Genomic DNA, 22,389 nt, shown 5'->3' with positions numbered 1-22,389 from the left:
CTTGGCATCAACAAGGGCCCGCACGCGGGCTCCGGAGACTCTATTCATGAAATTTCACGCTCGTACTGCCTGCATGGCAGGCTGTCTGGGTTGGCTCGGCCTGATGGGGCCATTCGCCCAGGCCCAGACAGCCGGAAACGGCGTCACCGTGTATGGCATTGCCGACATGGGCTTTCGACAGGCCAGCGGCCTCACGCCGGGCAATGCCCCCAGCACGGGAGACAGCAGCCTGGTCGGCAGCGGCATCGACACCACCAGCCGGCTGGGCTTTCGCGGCCGCGAAGACCTTGGCGCCGGACTGGCTGCGCTCTTCAACCTGGAAACCGGCCTCAACCTGAACGACGGCACCAGCATCAACCGCAACAAATGGTTTGACCGGGCCGCCTTTCTCGGCCTGTCGGGTGAGGCGGGCACGCTGACACTGGGCCGTCAGACCACGCTGCTGGGAGACTCCCTCGGCAAGATCGACCCCCTGGGCTTTCGTTTTGCGCCCTTCAACCCCAATGTGGCACTGGCCGGCTTGAGTGCCCACGGCCTGGGCCAGGAGTACGGACCGGCAGGCTCCGCAACAGGCTCGTTCCGACTGGACAACACCCTCAAATACAGCCTCAAGACCGGGGCCTATGAATGGCGGGCCCTGCGCGCCCTGGGGCAGCGACAAAGCGACGCCCCTTCGCAGGCCGGCGCCACCGAGCTGGGCCTGTTCTACGACACGCCCGACCTGAACGGCAGCCTGTCCCTGAGCCAGTTCAAGACCGCTGAAGGCCTGAACCTGAAAGCCGTCAGCGCCGGCCTGGGCCTGGCCGCCTGGGGCGGGCGCTGGTCCGCCAGCTATGCACGCCACATCGCCCAGACCAGCACCACCCAGGAAACCCGGCGCGACATCCTGTCTTTCGGGGGCGTGCTGCCCTTGAGCGCCCAATTGGACCTGGTGATGGCGCTCTACCACGTGAAACGCCAGCAGACCGGCCTGGCCAACGATGGCTTCAACAGAGCAGTGGGCTTCCTCGAATACAAGCTCTCGCGGCGCAGCCTGGTGTACGCCGAACTGGACCAGACCCAGTGGCAAGGCGCGGCCCACCTGCCGGGCACACGCCGCACCGCCACCGGCGTTTCGCTGGGCATCAAGCACGTGTTTTGAGGCCGCCCAGGACTCACCAACCCGCGCCCAACAGGAATGGCAGGCGCCAAGCCAACTGGGTCGGTCCCCCGAGCTCGGCGCAGGCCCCGGCCCCCAGGCAGGGGTGCAGGGCCTGCGGCCGTCCTGGCGGCAGCACCAGCGCCCGCACGGCCACGCCCTGGCGTGCGGCCTCACGGCAGGCCCGGGCCAGGTCAGCCTGCAGGTAGCCCGCCTCGTGCACATCGATGTCGTGCAGTTCGCCATCGGTGAGCAACACCATCACCCGGCGCCAGCCCGGGTGCCGGGCGGCATCCGCCAGTTGGGCCTGCAAGGCCTGGCGCAGCACGGCGCCCAAGCGGGTTGAACCGCCGCTTTGCAGGCCCGCCAGCCGCGCCTGCACCTCGGGCGCCAGGGCCGATTCATTCCAATCCTTGAGGCCTTGCAGCGTCACCTGCAGGCGCCCGCGCGACGAAAATGCCCAGGCCGCCTGCCGGTGCCCCAGCGCCTGCAGGGCGGCCAGCGTGTGCGCCACCGAAGGTCGCAAGGCCGCCAGCAGGGGCAAGCCCCCGGGCCCGGGCTCGGCCGTGGAGGCCGACATGTCCAGCAACAGGCTGACCGCCAGCGGCGCCCCCTGCACCCGCTGACGCTGGTACAGCCTGGGGTCGGGGGGCTGGCCGCGGCGCAGGTCCAGCGCGGCTTCGACCAGGGCGGCAGGGTGCAGCACCTCGCCCTCGGCGGCGCAACCCGGGGCACGCTGGCGCGGCCCGGGCAGGCGGGCCAGCGCAGCGCGCAAGGCTGGCGGCGCCGGGGCCCCCGCCAGCGCCGGCCCGCGTGGCAATGCCGGCTCCACCCGCACGCAGCACCAGGCCGGCCGATAGCGGCCGATGCGCTGGTCCCACTCAGGGTGCCAGGCCCCGGCCCCTGTGGGCGGGCTGGCCGGTTCGACCGGCCGTGGCGCAGCCGCCTGCAGGCTGGGCGGCGCCTGCAAATCAAGCTGGGGATCGCGGCTTTGCGCGGCCTCTCCCCGCAGCGGCAGATCGGACGGCGGCAGCTCGGGGTCCCAGCACCACAGGTGCTGGTTGTCATCGCGGTACGCGGGATGGGGCCGGTAGGTGCGGGGGTTGAAGGGCAGGCGCATCTGACCGATGTCATGCCCCAGCACCGATGCGGCCTGGCGCAAAGAGGCGGGGGTGGCCAGCAGCAGGCCCCCGCCATCAGGCCCTTGCACGCCACGGCGCACCTTGTCGACCCAGGGGTGCGGGTCGCGCCAGGCGGGGTCGAGCAGCACCCGGGCCAGGCGGGCCAACAAGGCCTCGAAGCCCAGGCCCTGCAAGGCATCCGGCCCGCCATGAAAGGCTTGCCAGAGCCCACGCAGGCCCGGCAGTTCGGCACAGGCCAGCGCCTCGACACGGGCGTCCTCCAGCACCCCGTACAAGGCTTGCTGCACAGGCTTGAGTCCGGCCCGGGGTTGGGGTACCGCACCAAAACGCTGATGCGCCGCCGCGTGGCTGACCACCGCCTCAGCCCAGCGACGCGGCGGTGCCGGCGCAGCCCAGGGCAGGTGCAGGGTGGGCGTCGTGCCCGGCAAGCCTGCGGGGCCTCCGGTCAGGACCGGCGCCTGCCCAGCACGCGCGTCATGGGCGTCCCACAGCACCAGCCGCGCCGGCAAGCCCCACAAGGCTTGCTGGTAGGCGCCCAGCCCCGCCGCAAGCGAGGGCGCCAAAGGGGGCGGCACCCGACCCGGGTCAATCTGGTGGACCAAACACGGCCTCCACCAGCGCCCGCAAGGTGCGCTGCAGACCGGGCTCGTCGCTGAGCGGCGTGGCCACCGCTTGCAAGGCCGCCGCCGCTGGGGACAGGCCGGCGCGCACCAGGGCCGCGGCGTGCACCAGCATGCGCGTGGAGGCGCCCTCTTCCAGCCCATGGTCCTGCAGCCGCCGCGTGCGCTGGCCCAGGGCCACCAGTTGCTGTGCCAGCCCAGGGTCGGTACCCGCCTCGCGGGCCACCACGGCGGCCTCCTGGGCGGGCTCGGGGTAGTCAAATTGCAAGGCCGTGAAACGCTGCCTCATGGAAGGCTTGAGGGCCTTGTGCAAGCCTTGGTAGCCCGGGTTGTAGCTGACCACCAGCAGAAAGTCGGGATGGGCGTTCAGCAGCTCGCCGCGCCGCTCCAGCGGCAGCACCCGGCGGGTATCGGCCAAAGGGTGCAGCAGCACCGTGGCATCGGCGCGGGCTTCGACCAATTCGTCCAGGTAGCAGATGGCGCCGTGGCGTGCCGCCAGGGCCAAGGGACCGTCCTGCCAGTGGGTGCCTCGGGCATCGAGCAACCAGCGCCCAGCCAGGTCGCCGGCACTCAGGTCCTCATGGCAGGCGACGGTGACCAGGGGGCGTTGCAAGCGCCAGGCCATGTGTTCGACAAAGCGGGTCTTGCCACAGCCGGTGGGGCCCTTGAGCAACACCGGCAAGCGGCAGGCGGTGGCGGCCTCGAAGGCCTTCACCTCATCACCTACCGGCTGGTAGAATGGCTCGCTCTGCAAGCGCCAGGCAGCCAGGGCGTCCGCCCCCGTCGCACAGGGGGCGGACGCCTCAGCGGTGGCCCGCATCGCCCGGGTTGGGAATGCCCTCGATGGGGCATTCCTCGGTCCCCACCATGGGGCGGGTGAAGGCCTCGACCGCCTTTTGCGTGCCTTCGGGATCGTTCACCCAGCGGCTGTAGAAGTCGTAGGGGCAGGTGGCCACGCCCTTGTCGCCATCACGCGAGTTGATGGTGCCGGTGTAGCCGCGGTGCAGCAGCTTGAACAGGTGGTTCTCCGATTGGCCGTTCTTGCGGAAGTCGCGGATCAGGCTGGTCGACAGGGCCGCATACTGCACCCCGTACTCCTCTTCGCCGCATTCGCCGAGGGTGCGCCCATCGAAGCCGATCAGCGCGCTGTGGCCGAAGTAGCTGTACACCCCGTCCCAGCCGGCAGCATTGGCCACGGCTACATAGGTGTTGTTGGCAAAAGCCATGGCCTTGCTGATCAGGATCTGCTGCTCTTTGGCCGGGTACATGTAGCCCTGGCAGCGCACGATGAGTTCAGCGCCCTTCATGGCGCAGTCGCGCCAGATCTCGGGGTAGTTGCCATCGTCGCAGATGATGAGGCTGATCTTCAGGCCCTTGGGGCCTTCGCTCACATAGGTGCAGTTGCCGGGGTACCAGCCCTCGACCGGCACCCAGGGCATGATCTTGCGGTACTTCTGCACGATCTCGCCCTGGTCGTTCATGAGGATCAGGGTGTTGTACGGCGCCTTGTAAGGGTGCTCTTCGTGCTGTTCACCGGTGAGCGAGAACACGCCCCAGACCTTGGCCTTGCGGCAGGCCTCGGCAAAGATCTCGGTCTCGGCCCCGGGCACGGTGGCCGCCGTGTCGTACATCTCCTGGGCGTCGTACATGATGCCGTGGGTGCTGTACTCGGGAAAGATCACCAGGTCCATGCCCGGCAGGCCGGCCTTCATGCCGACCAGCATGTCGGCGATCTTGCGTGCGTTGTCCAGCACCTCGGCCTTGGTGTGCAGGCGTGGCATCTTGTAGTTGACCACCGCCACACCGACGGTGTCTTTGCTGCTGGATATGTCGCCGTGAATCATGGCTTGTGCTCCTTGCCGGCCTGGCCGGTCTTCAGTGACTGATCATCCAGGGCCGCTTGCTCGGGAAGGCCTTGGCCCCGCTGGGTGCGGTGTAGGTGGCGCTGCGTTTTCCGCTGTTGCCGCCGTTGCTGCTGCAGCAACCGCAGCCCGCCGGGTGGCGCATGCGCCCATAAGAGCCTTCAGTGCCGTCGCGTGAGCTGCTGCGGGGCTCATGACGCGCCCGCTCATTGGTGTCATGGGCACGGCGCTGCTCGGGACTGACGCAGGCCAGGTGCGGCGCGTGGGCAAACACCCGCGGCGAGGCCCCGCCGCACTGCGGGCAGGCGGCGGGCTCGTTGCGCTGCGCGAGGCTGCGCAGGGCGTCGAAGCCGCCGCAGGCCGCGCAGTCATAGTCGTAGGTAGGCATGGGCGGTCTCCTGCTGGGATGGCTTACTTGTCTTGCGCAATCGGCAGGTCGACCCCGCCGGTGATGATCTTCTGGGGCCCCGCGGCCGTGGGGTTGATGTCGAAGTCGAAGATCTCGGTGGGCAGCCACAGCGTGGCGCAGGCATTGGGCACGTCGACCACCCCGCTGATGTGGCCTTGCACCGGCGCCGTGCCCAGCAGGGAGTAGGCCTGGGCGCCGCTGTAGCCGAACTTCTTCAGGTACTCGATGGCGTTCAGGCAGGCCTGACGGTAGGCGATGGTGACGTCCAGGTAGTGCTGCTTGCCCGACTCGTCGACCGAGATGCCTTCGAAGATCAGGTAGTCCTTGTAGTTGGGCGTGATCGGGCTGGGCTTGAAGATCGGGTTCTTGATGCCGTACTTGGCCATGCCGCCCTTGATCAGGCTGACCTTCATGTGCACCCAGCCGGCCATCTCGATGGCGCCGCAGAAGGTGATCTCGCCGTCGCCCTGGCTGAAGTGCAGGTCGCCCACCGACAAGCCGGCGCCTTCGACGTAGACAGGGAAAAACACCTGCGAGCCACGCGACAGGTCCTTGATGTCGCAATTGCCGCCGTGCTCACGCGGGGGCACGGTGCGGGCGCCTTCGGCTGCGGCCTTGGCGGCGGCCTCACCCTGCAGCTTGCCCATGTGGGCGGTGCTGGCGAACGGCGGGTTGGCCAGGCCGGGCACGCGCGTCGGGTTGGTGGCAATCAGGTCGGCTTCACGGGTGTTCCAGGCATCGAGCATGGCGCGGTCGGGCAGGCAGCCGATCAGGCCCGGGTGGATCAGGCCGGCAAAGTTGACGCCAGGGATGTGGCGGCTCTTGGTGTAGAGGCCATGGAAGTCCCAGATCGACTTCTGCGCCAGCGGAAAGTGCTCGTCCAGAAAGCCACCACCGTTCTGCTTGGAGAAGAAGCCGTTGAAGCCCCACAGGCTGTCGTCACGTGCCCCGATGTCGAGCAGGTCGACCACCAGCAGGTCGCCGGGCTCGGCCCCCTTGACCCCCACCGGGCCCGACAGGAAGTGGACCGTGGACAGGTCCACGTCGCGCACGTCTTCCGCACTGTCGTCGTTCTTGATGGCACCGCCAGTCCAGTCGTAGGTCTCGAGCTTGAACTCAGCCCCGGGCTCGACCCACACGGCCATCGGGATGTCGGGGTGCCAGCGGTTGTGCACCAGCGGGTTGTCGTAGGGGGACTGGTTCAGGTCAACCTTGATCAGGGTCTCAGCCATGGTGTGCTCCTTGGGAATGAAAGTGGAGAGGTGAAAAAACGTGCGGCGCAGCCCGGTTCATACCGACAGGTAGGCCTTGATGTGCTGCTGGTCGGTGTCGGCGCGGGCGGTTTCATGCACCAGGCGGCCGCCCTCGATCACGAACAGGCGATCGGCCACGTCCATGGCAAAGGACAGCACCTGTTCACTCACGATGATGGTGATCTCGCGCAGCTTGCGGATCTCGTTCAGGGCTTTGGCGATGTCCTTGATGATCGAGGGCTGAATGCCTTCGGTGGGCTCGTCGAGCAACAACACCTTGGGGTCGGTGACCAGGGCGCGGGCAATGGCCAGTTGCTGCTGCTGGCCACCCGACAGGTTGCCGCCCTTGCGCCGGCGCATGTCCCACAGCACGGGGAACAGGGCGTAGATTTCTTCGGGGATCTGGCGCGTCTTCGAGTTCTCCAGACCGGTCTGGATGTTCTCCTCGACCGTCAGGGTCGGAAAGATCATGCGGCCTTGCGGCACATAGGCAATGCCCTTGGCGACGCGCCGAAAGCTCTCGTCGCGCGACACGTCCTGGCCGGCCACGCGGATGCTGCCGCTCTTGAGTGGCATCACGCCCATCAGGCTTTTGAACAGCGTGGTCTTGCCCATGCCGTTGCGGCCCATGATGGCCACGGTTTCATTGGCCCGGCCCTCGAACGAGATGCCATGCAGGGCCTCGCTCTGGCCGTAGGCGACAAACAGATCCTTGACTTCCAGCATGCTGCGCTCCTGTGGGTTCGTTTTTCAGTGGTGCTTCAGTGGTGCTTCAGTGGCCAAGGTAGACGTCGATCACCTTGGGGTCGGCCTGCACCTTGTCCATGGAGCCTTCGGCCAGGATCTTTCCCTGGTGCATGACGGTGACCTTGTGGGCGATGCGCTTGACGAACTCCATGTCGTGCTCGATCACGATCACGGCCCGGTTCTGGCAGATGCGTTGCAGCAGCTCGGCCGTCAGCTCGCGTTCGCGCGCGCTCATGCCGGCGATGGGCTCGTCGAGCATCAGCAGCTCGGGCTCTTGCATCAGCAGCATGCCGATCTCCAGCCACTGCTTCTGGCCGTGCGACAGCAGGCCGGCTTCGGTGTCGAGCTTGTCGCCCAGGCCGATGTCATCGGCCACCGCCTGCACACGCGCTCGCACGGTATCGGTGCACTTGAAGGCCAGGGCGCCGAACACCGAGCGGCCCGACGGAAAGGACACCTCGAGGTTCTGGAACACCGAGAGGTTCTCGTAGATCGAGGGGGTCTGGAACTTGCGGCCGATGCCCAGGCGCACGCGCTTGTGCTCGGCCATCTGGGTGAGTTCTTCGTTCTTGAACTTGATGCTGCCCTTGGTGGCGCGGGTCTTGCCGCAGATCAGGTCCAGCAGGGTGGTCTTGCCGGCGCCATTGGGGCCGATGATCACGCGCAGCTCGTTCTTGTCGACGTACAGGGTCAGGGCGTCGATGGCCTTGAAGCCGTCGAACGAGACGGTCAGGTCTTCCACGGCCAGGGCGAAGTCGGTGTTGCTCATGGGGGGCTCCGTGGGGGTCAGACGCTTTGGCTGCTCACGCCGTCAGGCAGCGTGGCCGGGAGAGGATCGGCGGCGACTGGGGCGGCGACCTGGGCAGCGTTGGCCGGGGTGCTGGCGGGGGCCTGGACGGCGGCCTCCTTCAGGGCCTGGCGGCGGCCCTTCCACCAGGGCACGATGTGCTCCTCCCAGACCCCGGCCAGGCCCATGGGGAAAGCCATGGTCACGCCGATGAACAGGCCGGCCATGAGGAACAGCCAGAGGTCGGGAAAGCTCTCGCTGAAATAGGTCTTGCCCGCATTCACCAGCAAGGTGCCGTACACGGCGCCCACCAGGCTCATGCGCCCGCCCACGGCGGCATAGATCACCATCTCGATCGAGGGCACGATGCCCACGAAGCTGGGCGACATGAAGCCCACCTGCAGCGAGAACAGCGCCCCGCCGATGCCCGACAGCGCAGCCGCCAGGCAGAAGGTGAAGATCTTGAAGTTGGCCACGTCGTAGCCCGAGAAACGCACCCGGTCTTCCTTGTCGCGCATGGCCAGCAGCAGGGTGCCGAGCTTGCTGGTCTGGATGAAGCGGCACAGCACGATGGCGCCGATCAGCAAGGCCACGCACAGGTAATAGAGGATGTATTTGGCGCTGTCGGTGCGGGTGTCCCAGCCGAGCACGGTCTTCAGGTCGGTCATGCCGTTGACGCCCCCGGTATAGCCCTGCTGGCCGATGATGAGCACGGTGAGGATCAGGGCCACCGCCTGGGTGATGATGGCAAAGTACACCCCGCCCACACGGCGCTTGAACATGGCAAAGCTCACCAGCCAGGCCAGCAGGGTGGGCACCGCGATCACGGCCGCCAGCGAGAAAGGCAGGCTCTTGAAGGGCACCCAGAGGGCCGGCAACTCAGTGATCTGATTCCAGTCCATGAAGTCGGGGATGCCCGGGGTGGACTGGATCTTGGTGCTGATCGGATCCGAGGCCTCGAGCTTGAGGAACATGGCCATGGCATAGCCGCCCAGGCCGAAGAACACGCCCTGGCCCAGGCTGAGCACGCCGCCGTAGCCCCAGACCATCACCAGGCCGATGGCCACGAAGGCATAGGTGAGGTATTTGCCCACCAGGTTGAGACGGAAGATGTCGAGCGTCAGGGGCAGCACCACGGCGAGCAAGACGGTCAGCAGCACCAGGCTGGCAAGCTGGTAGCGCTGGATCCAGGCTTTGAGGGCATTCATGGGGAGGACTCCGGTGAACTCAGGAACAGGGAAACACGCAGCGACTCAACGCAGCAACTCAGCGACGCACCTTGGAGGCGAACAAGCCTTGCGGGCGCACCATCAGGATCAGCACGATCAGCGACAGGGTGATCACCTTGGCCATCGAGCCGGCCAGGAAAAATTCGGTGATCGACTGCGTCTGCGCGATGCCGAAGGCCGACACCACGGTGCCCAGCAGACTGGCCGCACCACCGAAGGTGACCACCAGGAAGGCATCGACGATGTAGAGCGAGCCCGAGGTGGGCCCCGTGGAGCCGATGGTGGTGAAGGCGGCACCGGCCACACCGGCGATGCCGCAGCCGATGGCAAAGGTCAGACGGTCCGTCTTCTTGGTGTCGATGCCGATGGCGTTGGCCATCACGCGGTTGCTCACCGTGGCCCGCACCCGCAGCCCCCAGCGGCTCTTGTGCAGGGCCAGCAGCACGCCCAGCGTGACCACCACCGTCAGGCCCAGCACGAACAGGCCGTTGATGGGAATGTCCAGCCCCTCGGCCGGGGCCCACGAGCCCAGCAGCCAGTCGGGCAATGTGGGGCTGACCTCTTTCGGGCCGATGAAGGTGCGGAACATCTGCTGGATCGCCAGGCTCACGCCCCAGGTGGCCAGCAAGGTGTCCAGCGGGCGCTTGTACAGATGGCGGATCAGCCCCCACTCCACCAGCCAGCCCGCGGCAAACGAGAACCCGAAGGCCGCCAGGATGGCCAGCGGAAAGTAGTAGGGCACCATCTGCGGCGCATGCGTGGACGCCAGCGTCGAGCCCAGGTAGATGGTGTAGGCGCCAATGGTCATGAACTCGCCATGCGCCATGTTGATCACGCCCATCTGCCCGAAGATGATCGCCAGCCCCAACCCCATCAGCAGCAGCACCGCAAACAGGCTCAAGCCGGCAAAGCCCTGCATGAGGCCGATGTTGAGCATTTCAGAAAAAGTCATGGCACGAACTCCCGAAGGGGTGGGTCTGCAAAGTCGAAAGCACGCTCAGGGCGCAGTGCTTGTGTCGCCAAAAACGGAGCCCCGGCAAGCGAAGCGAAGCCCGTTGGGGGATGCGGCGGACCGGCTTTGCCGGTCGGCACGCATCGCCCCCTGGGGGGTATGCCGGCTACACGCAGTGAGCAAGCAACGGGGGGGTCACTGGTACCCTTTGGGGAACGGATCGGGCTTGATCAGGTCCGGCGACTCCGACACCACCTTGAAGGTGGCATCGGGCAGGCCCATGGCGATGCGCGACTTGCTCCACAGGTGGTGGTTCTTGTCGAGCTTCACGTAGCCCTCGGGTGCGGTCTTGAGTTCAATGCCGGTCTCTGAGGCGGCCACCACCTTGTCCACATCGAAGCTGCCGGCCTTCTCGACCGCGGCCTTCCACAGCCACGGGCCCAGGTAGCCGGCCTGGGTCACGTCGCCGATCACCGCGCTGGCGCCGTACTTGGCCTTGAAGGCGGCCACGAACTTCTTGTTGTTCTCGTTGTCCAGGCTCTGGAAGTACTTCATCGACGAGTAGAAGCCGGCGAAGTTCTCGCCGCCCACACCGGTCATTTCGTCCTCGGTCACGGCCAGGGTCACCAGCAGTTGCTTGTCGCCGGTGATGCCGGCGGCCTTGAGCGCCTTGTAGAAGGCCACGTTCGAGCCCCCCACCACGGCGGCAAAGATGCAGTCGGGCTTTTGCACCTTGATCTTGTTCATCAGCGAGCCGAAGTTGGTGCTGCCCAGCGGGTAGTACTCTTCGCCCACGACCTTGCCCTTCTGGAAGTTCTCGATGTGCTTGCGGGCGATCTTCATCGAGGTGCGCGGCCAGATGTAGTCCGAGCCGATCAGGAAGAAGGTCTTGGCCTTCTTCTCCTTCTGGGCCCAGTCCAGGCTGTACAGGATCTGCTGCGTGGCTTCCTGACCGGTGTAGATCACATTCTTGGACTGCTCCAGGCCTTCATAGAAGGTGGGGTAGTACAGCAGGCCGTTTTCTTTCTCGAACACCGGCAGCACGGCCTTGCGCGAGGCCGAAGTCCAGCAGCCGAAGACGGCGGCGCAACGGTCGTTGATGAGCAGCTTCTTCGATTTTTCAGCGAAGGTGGGCCAGTCGGAGGCACCGTCTTCCTTGATCACCTTGATCTTGCGGCCCAGGATGCCACCCATGGCGTTGATTTGGTCGATGGCCAGTTGCTCGGCCTGGATGGAGCCGGTCTCGGAGATGGCCATGGTGCCGGTGGCCGAGTGCAACTGGCCCACGGTGACTTCGGTGTCGGTCACGGCCAGCTTGGTGGTGTTGACCTTGTCGGTGGGCTGGGCAAAAGACCAGGCGGGCAGGCCGGCAGCAGAGGCCGTGGCCAAGGCCTGCAGCAGGCGGCGGCGGCTGATCTCAGCCTTGGTGGACCGGGGGTCTTGAACGTCGAAAACGTGCTTCATGAAACGCTCCTTGCAACAGGGTTTTGAAACCGGACGGCGGGAATCGCCGCGCTGGTGCAAAGATTAGGGAGAACCCTGGGAGCGGCCCATACGTCAATTAACGTAGGGGCCTGCGCAAACCCCATCGCCAGGGCATGGCCGGCCCACGCACCAGCACGGGGCGAGAACACTTCTTGCATGGCCCGGCGTCATGCCCAGCACGCCCCCCCGCCACAGCACCCCCCAGGCCGCCCCGCAGACGATCTTTCGTTTCCGGCGCGACTACAACTCCTGGGTGGCCGACGAGACCATGGAGGACTACGCGCTGCGCTACACGCCCAAGAGCTTTCGGCGCTGGAGCGAGTTCCGCGTGGCCAACACGGCCTTCGGTTCGCTGTCGTTTCTGGCGCTGGAGGCCATTGGCGGTGCCATCGCGCTGAACTACGGCTTCAGCAACGCGATGTGGGCCATCCTGGTGGTGGGGCTGGTGATCTTTCTGACGGGCCTGCCCATCGCGTACTACGCGGCACGCTACGGGCTGGACATGGACCTGCTGACGCGAGGTGCCGGCTTTGGCTACCTGGGCTCGACCCTCACCTCGCTGATCTACGCGGTGTTCACCTTCATCTTCTTCGCACTGGAGGCGGCCATCATGGCGCTGGCGATGCAGATGGTGGTCGATTGGCCGCTGAACTGGTGCTATGTGCTGTCTTCGGTGGTGGTGTTGCCGCTGGCCATGCGCGGCATCACCCTGATCTCGAAACTGCAGGCCTGGACCCAGCCGCTGTGGCTGTTCCTGCTGGTGCTGCCCTTTGTGTGGATCGCCCTGTCGCAACCCGAGCTGTACCGCGAGTTCACCGGCCTGTCGGGGCTCAAGAGCGGCAGCAGCGGGTTTGATCCGCTGATGTTCGGTGCGGCCACAGCCGTGATCTTCTCGCTGGTGGTGCAGATCGGCGAGCAGGTCGACTTTCTGCGCTTTCTGCCCGCGCGCACGCCGGCCAACAACGCCCGGTGGTGGGGCGCGGTGCTGCTGGCCGGGCCAGGCTGGATCCTGATGGGCATGCTCAAGATGGCCGGGGGCGCCTTTCTGGCCTTTGCCGCACTGCAGTTCGAGGTGGGGGCGCAACGTGCGGCCGAGCCCACCCAGATGTTTCTGGCCGGCTTCACCCAGGCCCTGGGCATGCCCACGCTGGCCGTGGTGATCACCGTGGTGTTCGTGGTGGTCTCGCAGATGAAGATCAACCTCACCAACGCCTATGCGGGTTCGCTGGCCTGGTCCAACTTCTTTGCCCGGGTGACGCGCAGCCACCCGGGGCGCGTGGTCTGGCTGGTGTTCAACGTGGGCATTGCCACCCTGCTGATGACACTGGGCGTGTTCGGCGCCCTGGAGAAGGTGCTGGCCCTGTACAGCAATGTGGCGATTGCCTGGGTCGGCGCCTTGGTGGCCGATCTGGTCATCAACAAGCCGCTGGGCCTGAGCCCGCCGGGCATCGAGTTCCGGCGCGCCCACCTGTACGACTTCAACCCGGTGGGCCTGGGTGCGATGGTGCTGGGAGCCACCGTGGCCGGCTGTGCCTACGCGGGCTGGCTGGGCGAGCTGGCGGCCGCGTTCTCGCCGCTGATCGCACTGGCCTTGTCGATGCTGCTGTCGCCCCTGCTGGCCTGGGCCACCGGGGGGCGCTACTACCTGGCGCGCCAACCCGACACGCAATGGCAGCGCGGCGAGATCGTGCGCTGCGCCGTCTGCGAAAACGCCTTCGAGGCCGAGGACATGGCCCGCTGCCCGGCCTATGCCGCACCGATCTGCTCGCTGTGCTGCTCGCTCGAATCGCGCTGCCACGACCGCTGCAAGACGGGCTCGCGCGCCTCCGATCAGCTGCGTGCGCTGGCCGCCCGACTGCTGCCGGCGCGCTGGGCGCTGAAGGTCAACTTCCGCCTGGGCCAGTACCTGATGGTGACGCTGTCGCTGTGCGCACTGATCAGCTTCGTGCTGGCCGTGGTGTATGTGCAGGAGAGCCTGAACATGCCCTCGGAAGCGCTGCGCGTGCCCTTTCTCAAGGTGTTTGCCCTGCTGGCCCTGCTGGCCGCGGTGTGCGCGTGGTGGGTGGTGCTGAGCACCGACAGCCGCCGCATGGCGCAGGACGAATCCGAGCGTCAGACCCAGTTGCTGCTGCAGGAAATCGATGCCCACCAGCGCACCGATGCCGCGCTGCAGTCGGCCAAAGACCTGGCCGAATCCGCCAGCCTGGCCAAGACACGCTACGTGGCCGGCATGACGCACGAGCTACGCTCGCCACTCAACAGCATCCTGGGCTACACCCAGATCCTGCTCAAGAGCTCGCGGCTGGACAGCGCCACCCGCGAAACCCTGCAGACCATGCAGCACAGCGGCGAGCACATGCACGCGCTGATCGACGGCTCGCTTGAACTGGCCCGCATCGAGGCCGGCCGCCTGCGCCTGGACCCGGCCCCTTTGCCGCTGGCCGAATTGGTGGCCCAGCTCGAAGGCATGATGCGGCCGCAGGCCGAGGCACGGGGCCTGCGCTTCGCGGTCGAGACGGTGGGCATGATGCCGGGCTGGGTGCGGGTGGATGCGAAACGCCTGCGCCAGATCCTGATCAACCTGCTGTCCAACGCAGTGCGCTTCACCGAGCACGGAGAGGTGCGCCTGCGCATGGATTTCCGGCAACACGTGACGCGCTTCGAGGTCAGCGACACCGGCATCGGCATCGAGCCGCAGGACCAGGAACGCATCTTCCACCCCTTCGAACGCGGCAGCGCCGGGCGCCGCGTGAGCGAGGCGGGCACCGGCCTGGGCCTGACCATCACCCACCTGCTGACCCAGCTCATGGGTGGCGAACTGGTGCTGGCCAGCACGCCGGGCCAGGGCAGCACCTTCAGCGTGCGCCTTTACCTGCCGGGCGTGCCGCCCGACCCGAACTGGCGGCGCCAGCACGGCGAATCGCTGCACCCCGTGATCGGCTACCTGGCTCCCCGACGCACCCTGCTGGTGGTGGACGATCAGCCCCTGCAGCGCCAGTTGCTGGCCGCCCTGCTGGTGCCGCTGGGCTTCGAGTTGCGCGAAGCCGCCAGCGGACGCGAATGTCTGGACATTGTTCAGGCCCAGAAGCCAGACCTGGTGCTGCTCGACATCACCATGGACGATCTGGATGGCTGGCAGACCGCCACCCGGCTGCGCGAGCGCTGGAGCGCGGCCGAGCTGCCCATCGTGTTCGTCTCGGCCAACCTGTTCGACCACCAGCCCGAGCGCCTGCAAGCCCTGCAATGCCAGGGCTTCGTCGGCAAGCCGGTGATCGAGTCCGAACTGCTGGAGGCGCTGGCACAGGCCCTGCAGCTGGAATGGATCCGCGACAACACCCCCCTGAAGCGCCCGGCCCCGATGCCGGAGCCCGCACTTCAGACACCGCTGCCGGCGCCCTGGCGCGAGCAACTGGCCCGCCTGGCCCGTCAAGGGCAGGCCAGCGCGCTCAAACAGGCCCTGCAGCAGGCGCGCGAGCAACTGCCGGCGGCGCACCACCCCTGCCTGGCACGCCTGCAGGCCCGGGCCGAACGTTTTGACTTTGCCGCCATCACCCAGGAACTGCGCGACCCCGAGCCCGAAGATGAACATGACCCTGAACCCCACCGCTGAACGCCAGGCTGAAGGCCCAGCCCAGCGCTTGCCTGCCGCGACCCCCGCCCGAGTGATCCTGGTGGTGGACGATGCCCTGGACACCTTGCGCATGTTGTGCGAAGCCCTGGCCGGCGAGGGCTATACCGTGCTGGTGGCGCGCGACGCCGAAGAGGCGCTGCAGCGCTTTGAACTCACCGTGCCCGACGGCGTGCTGCTGGATGCAGTGATGCCCGGGCAGGACGGCTTTGCCTTGTGCCGCCAGCTCAAGGCTACCCCGCCCTGGTCCCACGTGCCGGTGATCTTCATGACTGGCCTGTCGGACACCGAACAGATCCTGCAGGGCTTTGCCAGTGGCGGCGTGGACTACGTGGTCAAGCCGCTGCGCATTCCCGAGGTGCTGGCCCGCCTGGCCACCCATGTGCGCAACGCCCAAGCCGCACGTCTGGCCCGCGAGGCCGTCGATGTGGCCGGCATGGGGGTGTTGATGCTCGACGCCCAAGGCCGGGCCGCCTGGCGCTCACCCCAGGCCACGCAATGGCTGGAACAGGCTTTCGCCCCTGAGGGCCTGGCCGGCGAGGCGGCCCGCCAATGGCTGCGCAGCGCCGCCCTGGGCACACCGACCCGCCTGCCCCTGCCCCAACACCCGCCCGGAACCCAGGTCCTGAGGGCACGCCACCTGGGCGAAAGCGGCCTGGCCGAATCCATGCTGCTGCTCACCCTGGGCCCGGCCGACACCCCGCCCCCGCGCGCACAACCCGACGTGGCCCTGACCCCACGCGAGACCGAGGTGTTGTCGTGGCTGGCCAAGGGCAAGACCAACCGCGACATCGCCGACATCCTGGGCATGAGCCCGCGCACGGTGAACAAACACCTGGAGCACATCTTTGAAAAGCTGGGGGTCGAGACCCGCACCGCGGCAGCGGCGGTGGCGGCCCGGCTGCTGCCGGGCTGAAGCGCTGCGGTTCAGGCCCAGCGGGCACCGCCATCGAGGTGCAGCACCGCCCCGTTGAGTTGGCGATTGCCCATGGCAAACAGCGCCGTCTGGGCAAAGTCTTCCGCCTGGCCCAGGCGCTTGAGCGGCTGCAGATCGGCCAGGCCTTGCAGGGCCTGGGCCTGGCCACCCAGCGCCCGCTCCAGCAACGGCGTCTGCATGGGGCCCGGGTTGATCACATTGATGCGCCGCGGCGCCAGCTCGCTGACCAGGGAGCGCGCCAGCGACTCCACCGCGCTGGCCGCCGCGGCCACTATGGCCATGCCCGGGCGCGGACGCTGGCTGACCATGCCCGAGGTGAGCAGCACCGACCCCTGAGGCGCCAGGCACGGGGCCACGGCGCGCAGAGCGTGCACCGCGCCCCAGAAGCGCGAGTCAAGGCTGGTGCGCAAGGCCGCCAGATCGCCATCGATCAAGCGCGCAGGCTGGTTGTTGGCCGCGCAGACCACCAGGTGATCGACCCGGGCAAATGGGGTGAAGAAAGCCTGCACCGAGCCCTCATCCGCCAGATCCACACACGCCCCGCCGGCCTTCGGCCCCAACTGGGCCAACGCCTCGGCCAGGCGCTGCGGATCACGCCCGCCGACATGCACCTGCGCGCCAGCCCGCAAGGCCCCTGCCGCCGTGGCCAGGCCCAGGCCTGAGGTGCCGCCCAAAACCAGCACCTGCTGACCTTGCAAAAATGAATCGAACATGACTGATGATCTCCAATCGGGAATGCAGGACGATGGCATTGCGCCCCTGCTTGACCCCGCTGGGGACAGGGGGCGGGAAATGCCCCGCTCAGTCTGCCAACCAGAAGCCAGGGACCTTGGCTCACCCCGTCCCATCGGGACCGAAGGGCGCCCATCGGTTATCAAGATCAGATGAAAGGTAGTTCATGGCCCCTTGCCTCCGTCCAGTCAATGGGATTCCACGGGCTCGCGAAGCAACAGATACAGCGGCAAAGCCAAGGATGGGCCGATGAAGAACAAGGCTGCGATAACCCACCCTCGGTGCCTGACAGGGCGACGCTTGTTTTCATGCGCCATGAAAGCAAGTAAGGCCAAAGCCGACACCCCTACATCGGCCCAGGCAAATGCCGCCACCGGGGAGGCCCACACCTGTTGAATCAACAAAGGAAGATTCAGCCCATGCTGCCCCAGCCAAGGCAAGAAGAGCCCCAGAGGCACTGAAGCCCCCAACAAGCACAGGATGAGATAAAGCGTCTTCATGTCGCGGGCTCCAATCGACGTTTCAAAAGAGGGAAGGGCTACGGGTGCGTTCAGCCTGCGCCGGCCCAACCCCGCGCCACGTGAATGGCAGAAGGCCTGGCCGTCACGGACGGCCCTGAACGCCCCATTCTCGCCCTGACCGGCATTCCGGGCGGCAGCCCTCAATCGCCTCGGGTGAAAAGTCGCCGAGTGGTCAGATGGCCGCCTCGATGGGCCCATCGCGCAGGACAAGCTGCCGTGACTTGAGCAACCCGCACAAGACACCTTTTGGATGCCTACATGCAGGAGACTGCCTTGCCCACACGTTCCCCCGCCCAGCAAATTGCCTTTCGCTACCGTGCCACGGACAGCGCCTGGCGGACCATCTGGGGGTCGACGAAACCACGGCCATCCACATGGCGCTGCACGAGCTGGCCATCAAGCTGCTGCCGCCATACGAAGCGGACGACGGAGCGCTCACGGCCGCCCAACTGGATCAGATCAAGAAGGCCGTACCGCGAGGCCGCAAGCGCTCGGTGCGTTCGAGCCTGATGGAGACCGAGTCGACATGACCCCGGTCTGGTGGCCGGAGCCCGCGGCAGGCGAGCGGGCCTGGTGCCATTTTCCCGACAACCTTCATCCGCGCCCGAAACCTCGGCCCGCCCTGGTTCTGGCCATCCCAGGAATGAAACCCCTCTTCAGGCATGAGGGCGCTCAGTCGCCAGCAAGCCGCAGCGACGGATGCGCCTTCAGGTAAGCGCCCATGACCTGCAGCAGCTCGGTGATGTCGCGCTGCACGGTGCCGAAGTCGGCGCTGCGCTCGCGGGTCTGCTCGTCCATGTAGATCGGGCGGCGGATCTCGATCTGCAGGCTGTGGCGGTTCAGGGCGGGCTGACCGATGCGGGCGATCAGGGCCACGCCCTTGTAGGGGTCGTTGCGGGCCACGGTGTAGCCCTTGGCGCGCAGATGCGCTTCAACCAGCGCCACAAAGCCGGGCTCGCAGGTGCTGCCGTCGCGGTCACCCAGCACAAAGTCGGCCAGCGGGCGGGGGCTTTTGATCTGCAGGCGCTCGTAGGCGTTGTTGGGCATGGAGTGCAGGTTCAGGTGCCAGAGGGCACCAAAGCGGGCCTGGTTCTGGGCCACCGCGTCCGACAGGGCGGCGTGGTAAGGCCGGTAGCAGCGGTCGATGCGTTGCTGCACCTCGGCCACCGACAGCGGGCCGTCGTAGAGGGGCTGGCCTTTCACGCTGCGCCAGATCAGACCCGAGCCCAGGCGGGTTTTCTCGCCCGGCGACAGGGGGGTGGGCCAGGGGCCGTCGAGCAGGGCCGGGTCGATGTCGTCCAGGCTGCGGTTCAGGTCCAGATAGCTGCGCGGAAAGTGGGCTTCAAGCAAGGTGGCGCCCAAGGCGGGCGCCGCGCTCCAAAGGGCTTCGACATGGGTGTCCTCGGCGGCGCGCAATTCGAGCCGCGGCAGCACCGTCTTGAAATCAAGCGGGTAGTTGGTGCCGCTGTGGGGCGAGTCGCACACCAGGGGGATGCGCGGCGCGGTAGGCTCGTGCACGGTGAACAAGGGGGGCGTGTGCGGGCTCATTCGGCCTCCACTTTGGCCACCTTGGCCACTTCGAGGTAGCGCGCCACGGCCTGCTGGATCTGGCTCTGGAACTGCGCCGGGGTGGTGGGGATCAGGGTGGCGCCGGCCTCGTTCATCTTCTTGATGAAGTCGGGCTGCTGCATGGCCTGGTGGATGGCCTGGTTGAGCTTTTGCACCACCGGGGCCGGGGTGCCGGCAGGCGCCACCACCCCGAACCAACCACCGTTGCCCATCTGGGGAAAACCCAGCTCGCCATAGGTGGGCACGCCAGGCAGGGCCGGTGAGCGTTTGTCGGACAACACGACCAGCGCCCGCAAGCGCCCCGACTGGATGTGCGGCAAGGCGGAGGGCAGGTTGTCGGTGATGGCCTCGACCTGGCCCGCCACCGCATCGTTCAGCGCCATGCCCGAGCCTTTGTAGGGCACGTGCAGCAACTCGATCTTGGCCAGGCTGGAGAAGTACTCGACATTGGCGTGCCCCAGCGAGCCGGTGCCGGGCGAGGCGAAGGTGATCTTGCCGGGCGCCGTGCGGGCTGCGGCGATGAGATCCGCCAGGCTCTTGTAGGGGGTGCGGACATTCACGGCCAGCACGCTGGGCACCGTGGCCACATTGCTGATCGGCGCAAAGTCTTTCAGCGGGTCGTATTTGAGGCGGCTGCCATAGGCGGCCACGTTGGAGCCATGGGTGCTCATGGTGGCCATGCCCAGGGTGTAGCCGTCGGGGCGGGCCTTGGCCACCTGCTCCATGCCGAGCGAGCCACCGGCACCGGCGCGGTTGTCCACCACAATCGCCTGCCCCAGGGCCCGGCCCGCGAACTCGGCGATCAGGCGGGCCGCCAGATCGGTGGAGCCGCTGGGGGCAAAGGGCACGATCAGGCGGATCGGCTTGTCGGGGTAGTCGGCCCGGGCCAGGGCGGGGGCCAGCGTGGCCGAGCCGGCGAGGCCGAGCACGATGAGGCGGCGGGTGATGGATGCGACGTTCGGTACGACGGGGAAAGGTGCGACGGATTTCATGGCATTCGGGCTCAACTCGGCATTGGATGGGAGGTGACCAGTGTCCGGACAGACGCCCGCCGGCACCAACGACAATCCGGTCAGCGGTCATGCGCAACAGTCATACCCATCCCTTTCGCCCCGTGCTCACCATGCGACTGCATTCACCTTCGATGTCCGAACTCCACGCCTTCGCGGCCGCCGTGCGGCTGGGCAGCTTCTCCAAGGCTGCGGTCGAACTGTGTGTGACACAAAGCGCCATCAGCCGGGCGGTGGCGCGGCTGGAGTTTCACTACGGCAAGCCCCTGCTGCTGCGGCGTGCCAATGCGATTTCGCTGACCGCGGCCGGGCAGCAGTTGCTGGACGCGATCCGCGAACCGTTGGCCGCGATCGAGGCCGCCAGCGCCCGCTTGCGTGAAAGCCCCGCCGACCAGGCCCTGCATCTGTCGGTGGTGCCGACCCTGGCCAGCGTGTGGTTGATCCCGCGCCTGAAAACGTTTCAACAGCGACACCCCGAGGTGCACATCAACTTTGTGCCGTACCGCAAGGACGAGGACTTTTCAGGTGCCACACCGGATGCCGCCGTGCTGACCGGGCTGGGCCCCGGGCAATGGCCGCACTGGGATTGCGATTACCTGATCGGGCGCGAGGTGGTGCCGATCTGCCACCCAGCCCGCCTGGGACAACGGCAGGCTGCGGGCGCCTGGCTCACGCCGGGCGATCTGGCCGATGAACCCCTGCTCTACCACACGACCGCACCCGGCAATTGGGCGCAATGGCTACAGGCCGCCGGGGCGGCGGACCGCCCGCCACGGCTGAGCACGGCCTTCGACCAGGTGGCCATGCTGATCCAGGCCGTGATCGCGGACATGGGGGTGGCGCTGGTGCAGCGCTGTCTGGTCCAGAAGGAATTGGCCGCGGGGGCCGTGGCCGTGCCATTTGACCTGCCGATCACCCTGGCGCGGGGCTACTTTCTGTGTGCCCCCTCAGGGCAGCGCCGCAAGCCGGCGTTGGCCGCCTTTCGGCGCTGGCTGCTGCAGACGGCCCAGGCCGACGTGGCCGCCCTGAACGCGGCCCACGGCGCGCGGCGACCGGAGGCCTGAAGCGTGCGGCCTCAGGCCGCCTCGCGGTAAGCCGCAAAACGGCCGGCGATCGGCAGTTCACGGGCGGCCAGGGGCTGCACCGCCTGGGCAATGGCACCGATGTGGTCCGGGGTGGTGCCGCAGCAGCCGCCCACGATGTTGACCAGGCCTTCGGCCGCAAACTCGTGGATCAGGCGGCTGGTGACGTCAGGGGTCTCGTCAAAGCCGGTGTCGCTCATGGGGTTGGGCAGGCCGGCGTTGGGATAGCAGCTGATGAAGGTGTCGGGGGCGACGCGGTTGAGCTCCTGGATGTAGGGGCGCATCAGCGTGGCGCCCAGCGCGCAGTTGAGGCCGATGGCCAGGGGCTGTGCATGACGCACGCTGTGCCAGAAAGCGGTCACGGTCTGGCCCGACAGGATGCGGCCCGAGGCGTCGGTGACCGTGCCACTGATCAGGATGGGCAGGCGCTGGCCACTGGCCTCGAAGTACTCGTCGACGGCGAACAGGGCGGCTTTGGCGTTCAGGGTGTCAAAGATGGTCTCGACCAGCAACACGTCGGCACCACCTTCGACCAGGGCCTGGGTCTGTTCGTAGTAGGCCGCGCGCAACTCCTCGAAATTGACGTTGCGGGCGCCGGGGTCGTTCACATCGGGGCTGATGCTGGCGGTTTTGGGCGTCGGGCCCAGGGCGCCGGCCACGAAGCGTGGCTTGTCGGGCGTGCTGTACTTGTCGCAGGCAGCGCGGGCCAGGCGGGCCGACACCAGATTCATCTCACGGGCCAGTGGCGCCATGTCGTAATCGGCCTGGGCGATGGTGGTGGCGCCGAAGGTGTTGGTCTCGATCAGGTCGGCCCCGGCGGCCAGGTAGCTTTCGTGGATGCTGCTGATGACGTCTGGCCGGGTCAGGCTGAGCAGCTCGTTGTTGCCCTTGACGTCCTTGTGGAAGGCACTGAAGCGGTCCCCCTGGTGCCCTGCACCGGTGTAACCGGCGCCGCGGTATTGCTCTTCGGTGAGCTTGAAGCGCTGGATCATGGTGCCCATGGCGCCATCGAGGATGACGATGCGTCGGGACAGGATTTCGGGCAGCGCCTGCGCGCGCGTGTAGACAACGGGTTTCATGCCGCCATTGTAGAAACTCGCTCGCTGCACGGTTTCGAGCCTGAGAACTACCCCCAAATGGGCTATCTATTTCTCTGTTACAAGACAGCACATTTTGCTAGACTGATTGGTTACTCGGTGCAGGATTGATGCGTTGAAACTCAAGTCTGCCCACGCCCCTGCAGACCAGCCTGCGCCCATCTCGGGCCTGCAGCTGCCTTCGACCCA

The 22,389-nt window shown here is 67.0% G+C and carries 20 protein-coding genes; 5 read left to right on the top strand and 15 right to left on the bottom strand.

From position 1 onward, the window contains the following. Positions 1–46 precede the first annotated feature (46 nt). The gene (locus tag AC07VS_RS24040; protein WP_492349562.1) at positions 47–1,141 is read left to right on the top strand and encodes a porin; all 1,095 of its coding nucleotides are present in this window, start codon (positions 47–49) and stop codon (positions 1,139–1,141) included. 13 nt (positions 1,142–1,154) lie between these two features. On the opposite strand, the gene AC07VS_RS24035 is transcribed toward AC07VS_RS24040, so the two are convergent. The 10 genes from AC07VS_RS24035 to urtA all read right to left on the bottom strand — a co-directional run bounded on the left by AC07VS_RS24035 (position 1,155) and on the right by urtA (position 11,603). Next, positions 1,155–2,882: a VWA domain-containing protein gene (locus AC07VS_RS24035; protein ID WP_494752221.1), complete on the bottom strand. Its 1,728-nt coding sequence runs from the start codon at positions 2,880–2,882 to the stop codon at positions 1,155–1,157. Beyond that, complete coding sequence (locus tag AC07VS_RS24030) at positions 2,866–3,720, bottom strand: CbbQ/NirQ/NorQ/GpvN family protein (RefSeq protein WP_492349560.1); 855 nt, start codon at positions 3,718–3,720, stop codon at positions 2,866–2,868. Before AC07VS_RS24030 ends, AC07VS_RS24035 begins: the two co-directional genes overlap by 17 nt. Further along, complete coding sequence (locus tag AC07VS_RS24025; protein ID WP_019573618.1) at positions 3,704–4,744, bottom strand: aliphatic amidase; 1,041 nt, start codon at positions 4,742–4,744, stop codon at positions 3,704–3,706. The genes AC07VS_RS24030 and AC07VS_RS24025 overlap by 17 nt, the downstream gene beginning before the upstream one ends. 31 nt (positions 4,745–4,775) lie before the next feature. Continuing rightward, positions 4,776–5,150 carry a zinc ribbon domain-containing protein gene (locus tag AC07VS_RS24020; protein WP_492349558.1) on the bottom strand — a complete coding sequence of 125 codons (375 nt, stop codon included), beginning with the start codon at positions 5,148–5,150 and terminating at the stop codon, positions 4,776–4,778. 23 nt (positions 5,151–5,173) lie between these two features. Then, positions 5,174–6,403 (bottom strand): formamidase, encoded by a 1,230-nt coding sequence (gene fmdA, locus AC07VS_RS24015; protein ID WP_492349557.1) that lies wholly within the window; start codon positions 6,401–6,403, stop codon positions 5,174–5,176. Between the two features lie 57 nt (positions 6,404–6,460). Then, a complete protein-coding gene (gene urtE, locus AC07VS_RS24010) occupies positions 6,461–7,150 on the bottom strand; it encodes an urea ABC transporter ATP-binding subunit UrtE (protein WP_492349556.1) in 690 nt (229 codons plus the stop codon). A gap of 46 nt (positions 7,151–7,196) precedes the next feature. Continuing rightward, positions 7,197–7,940 carry an urea ABC transporter ATP-binding protein UrtD gene (gene urtD / locus AC07VS_RS24005; protein WP_494655922.1) on the bottom strand — a complete coding sequence of 248 codons (744 nt, stop codon included), beginning with the start codon at positions 7,938–7,940 and terminating at the stop codon, positions 7,197–7,199. Positions 7,941–7,957: 17 nt separating this feature from the next. Beyond that, on the bottom strand, positions 7,958–9,166 hold the full coding sequence (gene urtC / locus AC07VS_RS24000; RefSeq protein WP_492349554.1) for an urea ABC transporter permease subunit UrtC: 1,209 nt from the start codon (positions 9,164–9,166) through the stop codon (positions 7,958–7,960). 58 nt (positions 9,167–9,224) lie between these two features. Further along, on the bottom strand, positions 9,225–10,139 hold the full coding sequence (gene urtB / locus AC07VS_RS23995) for an urea ABC transporter permease subunit UrtB (protein WP_492349553.1): 915 nt from the start codon (positions 10,137–10,139) through the stop codon (positions 9,225–9,227). A gap of 195 nt (positions 10,140–10,334) precedes the next feature. After that, a complete protein-coding gene (urtA, locus tag AC07VS_RS23990; RefSeq protein ID WP_494655921.1) occupies positions 10,335–11,603 on the bottom strand; it encodes an urea ABC transporter substrate-binding protein in 1,269 nt (422 codons plus the stop codon). Positions 11,604–11,793: 190 nt separating this feature from the next. On the opposite strand from urtA, the gene AC07VS_RS23985 reads away from it, so the two are divergent. After that, a complete protein-coding gene (locus AC07VS_RS23985; protein ID WP_494752220.1) occupies positions 11,794–15,234 on the top strand; it encodes a hybrid sensor histidine kinase/response regulator in 3,441 nt (1,146 codons plus the stop codon). Next, positions 15,206–16,168: a response regulator gene (locus AC07VS_RS23980; protein WP_492349550.1), complete on the top strand. Its 963-nt coding sequence runs from the start codon at positions 15,206–15,208 to the stop codon at positions 16,166–16,168. The genes AC07VS_RS23985 and AC07VS_RS23980 overlap by 29 nt, the downstream gene beginning before the upstream one ends. A gap of 11 nt (positions 16,169–16,179) precedes the next feature. On the opposite strand, the gene AC07VS_RS23975 is transcribed toward AC07VS_RS23980, so the two are convergent. Beyond that, positions 16,180–16,902, bottom strand: a complete 723-nt coding sequence (locus AC07VS_RS23975; RefSeq protein ID WP_494752219.1) for an SDR family oxidoreductase — start codon at positions 16,900–16,902, stop codon at positions 16,180–16,182. 207 nt (positions 16,903–17,109) lie between these two features. Further along, positions 17,110–17,421 carry a DUF2834 domain-containing protein gene (locus AC07VS_RS23970; protein WP_492349548.1) on the bottom strand — a complete coding sequence of 104 codons (312 nt, stop codon included), beginning with the start codon at positions 17,419–17,421 and terminating at the stop codon, positions 17,110–17,112. 395 nt (positions 17,422–17,816) lie between these two features. Here AC07VS_RS23970 and AC07VS_RS23965 point away from each other — a divergent pair, with 395 nt between their 5' ends. Beyond that, positions 17,817–17,972: a hypothetical protein gene (locus tag AC07VS_RS23965; RefSeq protein ID WP_492349547.1), complete on the top strand. Its 156-nt coding sequence runs from the start codon at positions 17,817–17,819 to the stop codon at positions 17,970–17,972. A 142-nt stretch (positions 17,973–18,114) separates the two neighbouring features. On the opposite strand, the gene AC07VS_RS23960 is transcribed toward AC07VS_RS23965, so the two are convergent. Both AC07VS_RS23960 and AC07VS_RS23955 read right to left on the bottom strand, forming a co-directional pair. Beyond that, a complete protein-coding gene (locus AC07VS_RS23960; RefSeq protein ID WP_494655917.1) occupies positions 18,115–18,990 on the bottom strand; it encodes an N-formylglutamate amidohydrolase in 876 nt (291 codons plus the stop codon). Next, on the bottom strand, positions 18,987–20,003 hold the full coding sequence (locus tag AC07VS_RS23955) for a Bug family tripartite tricarboxylate transporter substrate binding protein (RefSeq protein ID WP_492349545.1): 1,017 nt from the start codon (positions 20,001–20,003) through the stop codon (positions 18,987–18,989). Before AC07VS_RS23955 ends, AC07VS_RS23960 begins: the two co-directional genes overlap by 4 nt. A 152-nt stretch (positions 20,004–20,155) precedes the next feature. Here AC07VS_RS23955 and AC07VS_RS23950 point away from each other — a divergent pair, with 152 nt between their 5' ends. Beyond that, on the top strand, positions 20,156–21,085 hold the full coding sequence (locus AC07VS_RS23950) for a LysR substrate-binding domain-containing protein (protein WP_494752218.1): 930 nt from the start codon (positions 20,156–20,158) through the stop codon (positions 21,083–21,085). 11 nt (positions 21,086–21,096) lie between these two features. Here AC07VS_RS23950 and AC07VS_RS23945 read toward each other — a convergent pair whose 3' ends face one another. Beyond that, positions 21,097–22,182, bottom strand: coding sequence for a homocysteine S-methyltransferase family protein (locus AC07VS_RS23945; protein WP_494752217.1), 1,086 nt, complete (start codon positions 22,180–22,182; stop codon positions 21,097–21,099). Positions 22,183–22,389: the final 207 nt, after the last annotated feature.

This window comes from Curvibacter sp. GW821-FHT01G03 (assembly GCF_059422285.1).
Note: the sequence above shows the minus strand (reverse complement) of the source record. Positions and strands in the feature narration are given on the sequence as shown.

Coding starts and splice junctions, on each gene's coding strand:
- AC07VS_RS23980 (WP_492349550.1), top strand. CDS start 15,206: ATGAACATGACCCTGAACCCCACCGCTGAACGCCAGGCTGAAGGCCCA.
- AC07VS_RS23965 (WP_492349547.1), top strand. CDS start 17,817: ATGGCGCTGCACGAGCTGGCCATCAAGCTGCTGCCGCCATACGAAGCG.
- fmdA (WP_492349557.1), bottom strand. CDS start 6,403: ATGGCTGAGACCCTGATCAAGGTTGACCTGAACCAGTCCCCCTACGAC.
- AC07VS_RS23960 (WP_494655917.1), bottom strand. CDS start 18,990: ATGAGCCCGCACACGCCCCCCTTGTTCACCGTGCACGAGCCTACCGCG.
- urtA (WP_494655921.1), bottom strand. CDS start 11,603: ATGAAGCACGTTTTCGACGTTCAAGACCCCCGGTCCACCAAGGCTGAG.
- AC07VS_RS23945 (WP_494752217.1), bottom strand. CDS start 22,182: ATGAAACCCGTTGTCTACACGCGCGCGCAGGCGCTGCCCGAAATCCTG.
- AC07VS_RS24030 (WP_492349560.1), bottom strand. CDS start 3,720: ATGCGGGCCACCGCTGAGGCGTCCGCCCCCTGTGCGACGGGGGCGGAC.
- AC07VS_RS23955 (WP_492349545.1), bottom strand. CDS start 20,003: ATGAAATCCGTCGCACCTTTCCCCGTCGTACCGAACGTCGCATCCATC.
- AC07VS_RS24020 (WP_492349558.1), bottom strand. CDS start 5,150: ATGCCTACCTACGACTATGACTGCGCGGCCTGCGGCGGCTTCGACGCC.
- AC07VS_RS24025 (WP_019573618.1), bottom strand. CDS start 4,744: ATGATTCACGGCGACATATCCAGCAGCAAAGACACCGTCGGTGTGGCG.
- AC07VS_RS23970 (WP_492349548.1), bottom strand. CDS start 17,421: ATGAAGACGCTTTATCTCATCCTGTGCTTGTTGGGGGCTTCAGTGCCT.
- urtB (WP_492349553.1), bottom strand. CDS start 10,139: ATGACTTTTTCTGAAATGCTCAACATCGGCCTCATGCAGGGCTTTGCC.
- AC07VS_RS24040 (WP_492349562.1), top strand. CDS start 47: ATGAAATTTCACGCTCGTACTGCCTGCATGGCAGGCTGTCTGGGTTGG.
- AC07VS_RS23950 (WP_494752218.1), top strand. CDS start 20,156: ATGTCCGAACTCCACGCCTTCGCGGCCGCCGTGCGGCTGGGCAGCTTC.
- urtC (WP_492349554.1), bottom strand. CDS start 9,166: ATGAATGCCCTCAAAGCCTGGATCCAGCGCTACCAGCTTGCCAGCCTG.
- AC07VS_RS23975 (WP_494752219.1), bottom strand. CDS start 16,902: ATGTTCGATTCATTTTTGCAAGGTCAGCAGGTGCTGGTTTTGGGCGGC.
- urtD (WP_494655922.1), bottom strand. CDS start 7,940: ATGAGCAACACCGACTTCGCCCTGGCCGTGGAAGACCTGACCGTCTCG.
- urtE (WP_492349556.1), bottom strand. CDS start 7,150: ATGCTGGAAGTCAAGGATCTGTTTGTCGCCTACGGCCAGAGCGAGGCC.
- AC07VS_RS23985 (WP_494752220.1), top strand. CDS start 11,794: ATGCCCAGCACGCCCCCCCGCCACAGCACCCCCCAGGCCGCCCCGCAG.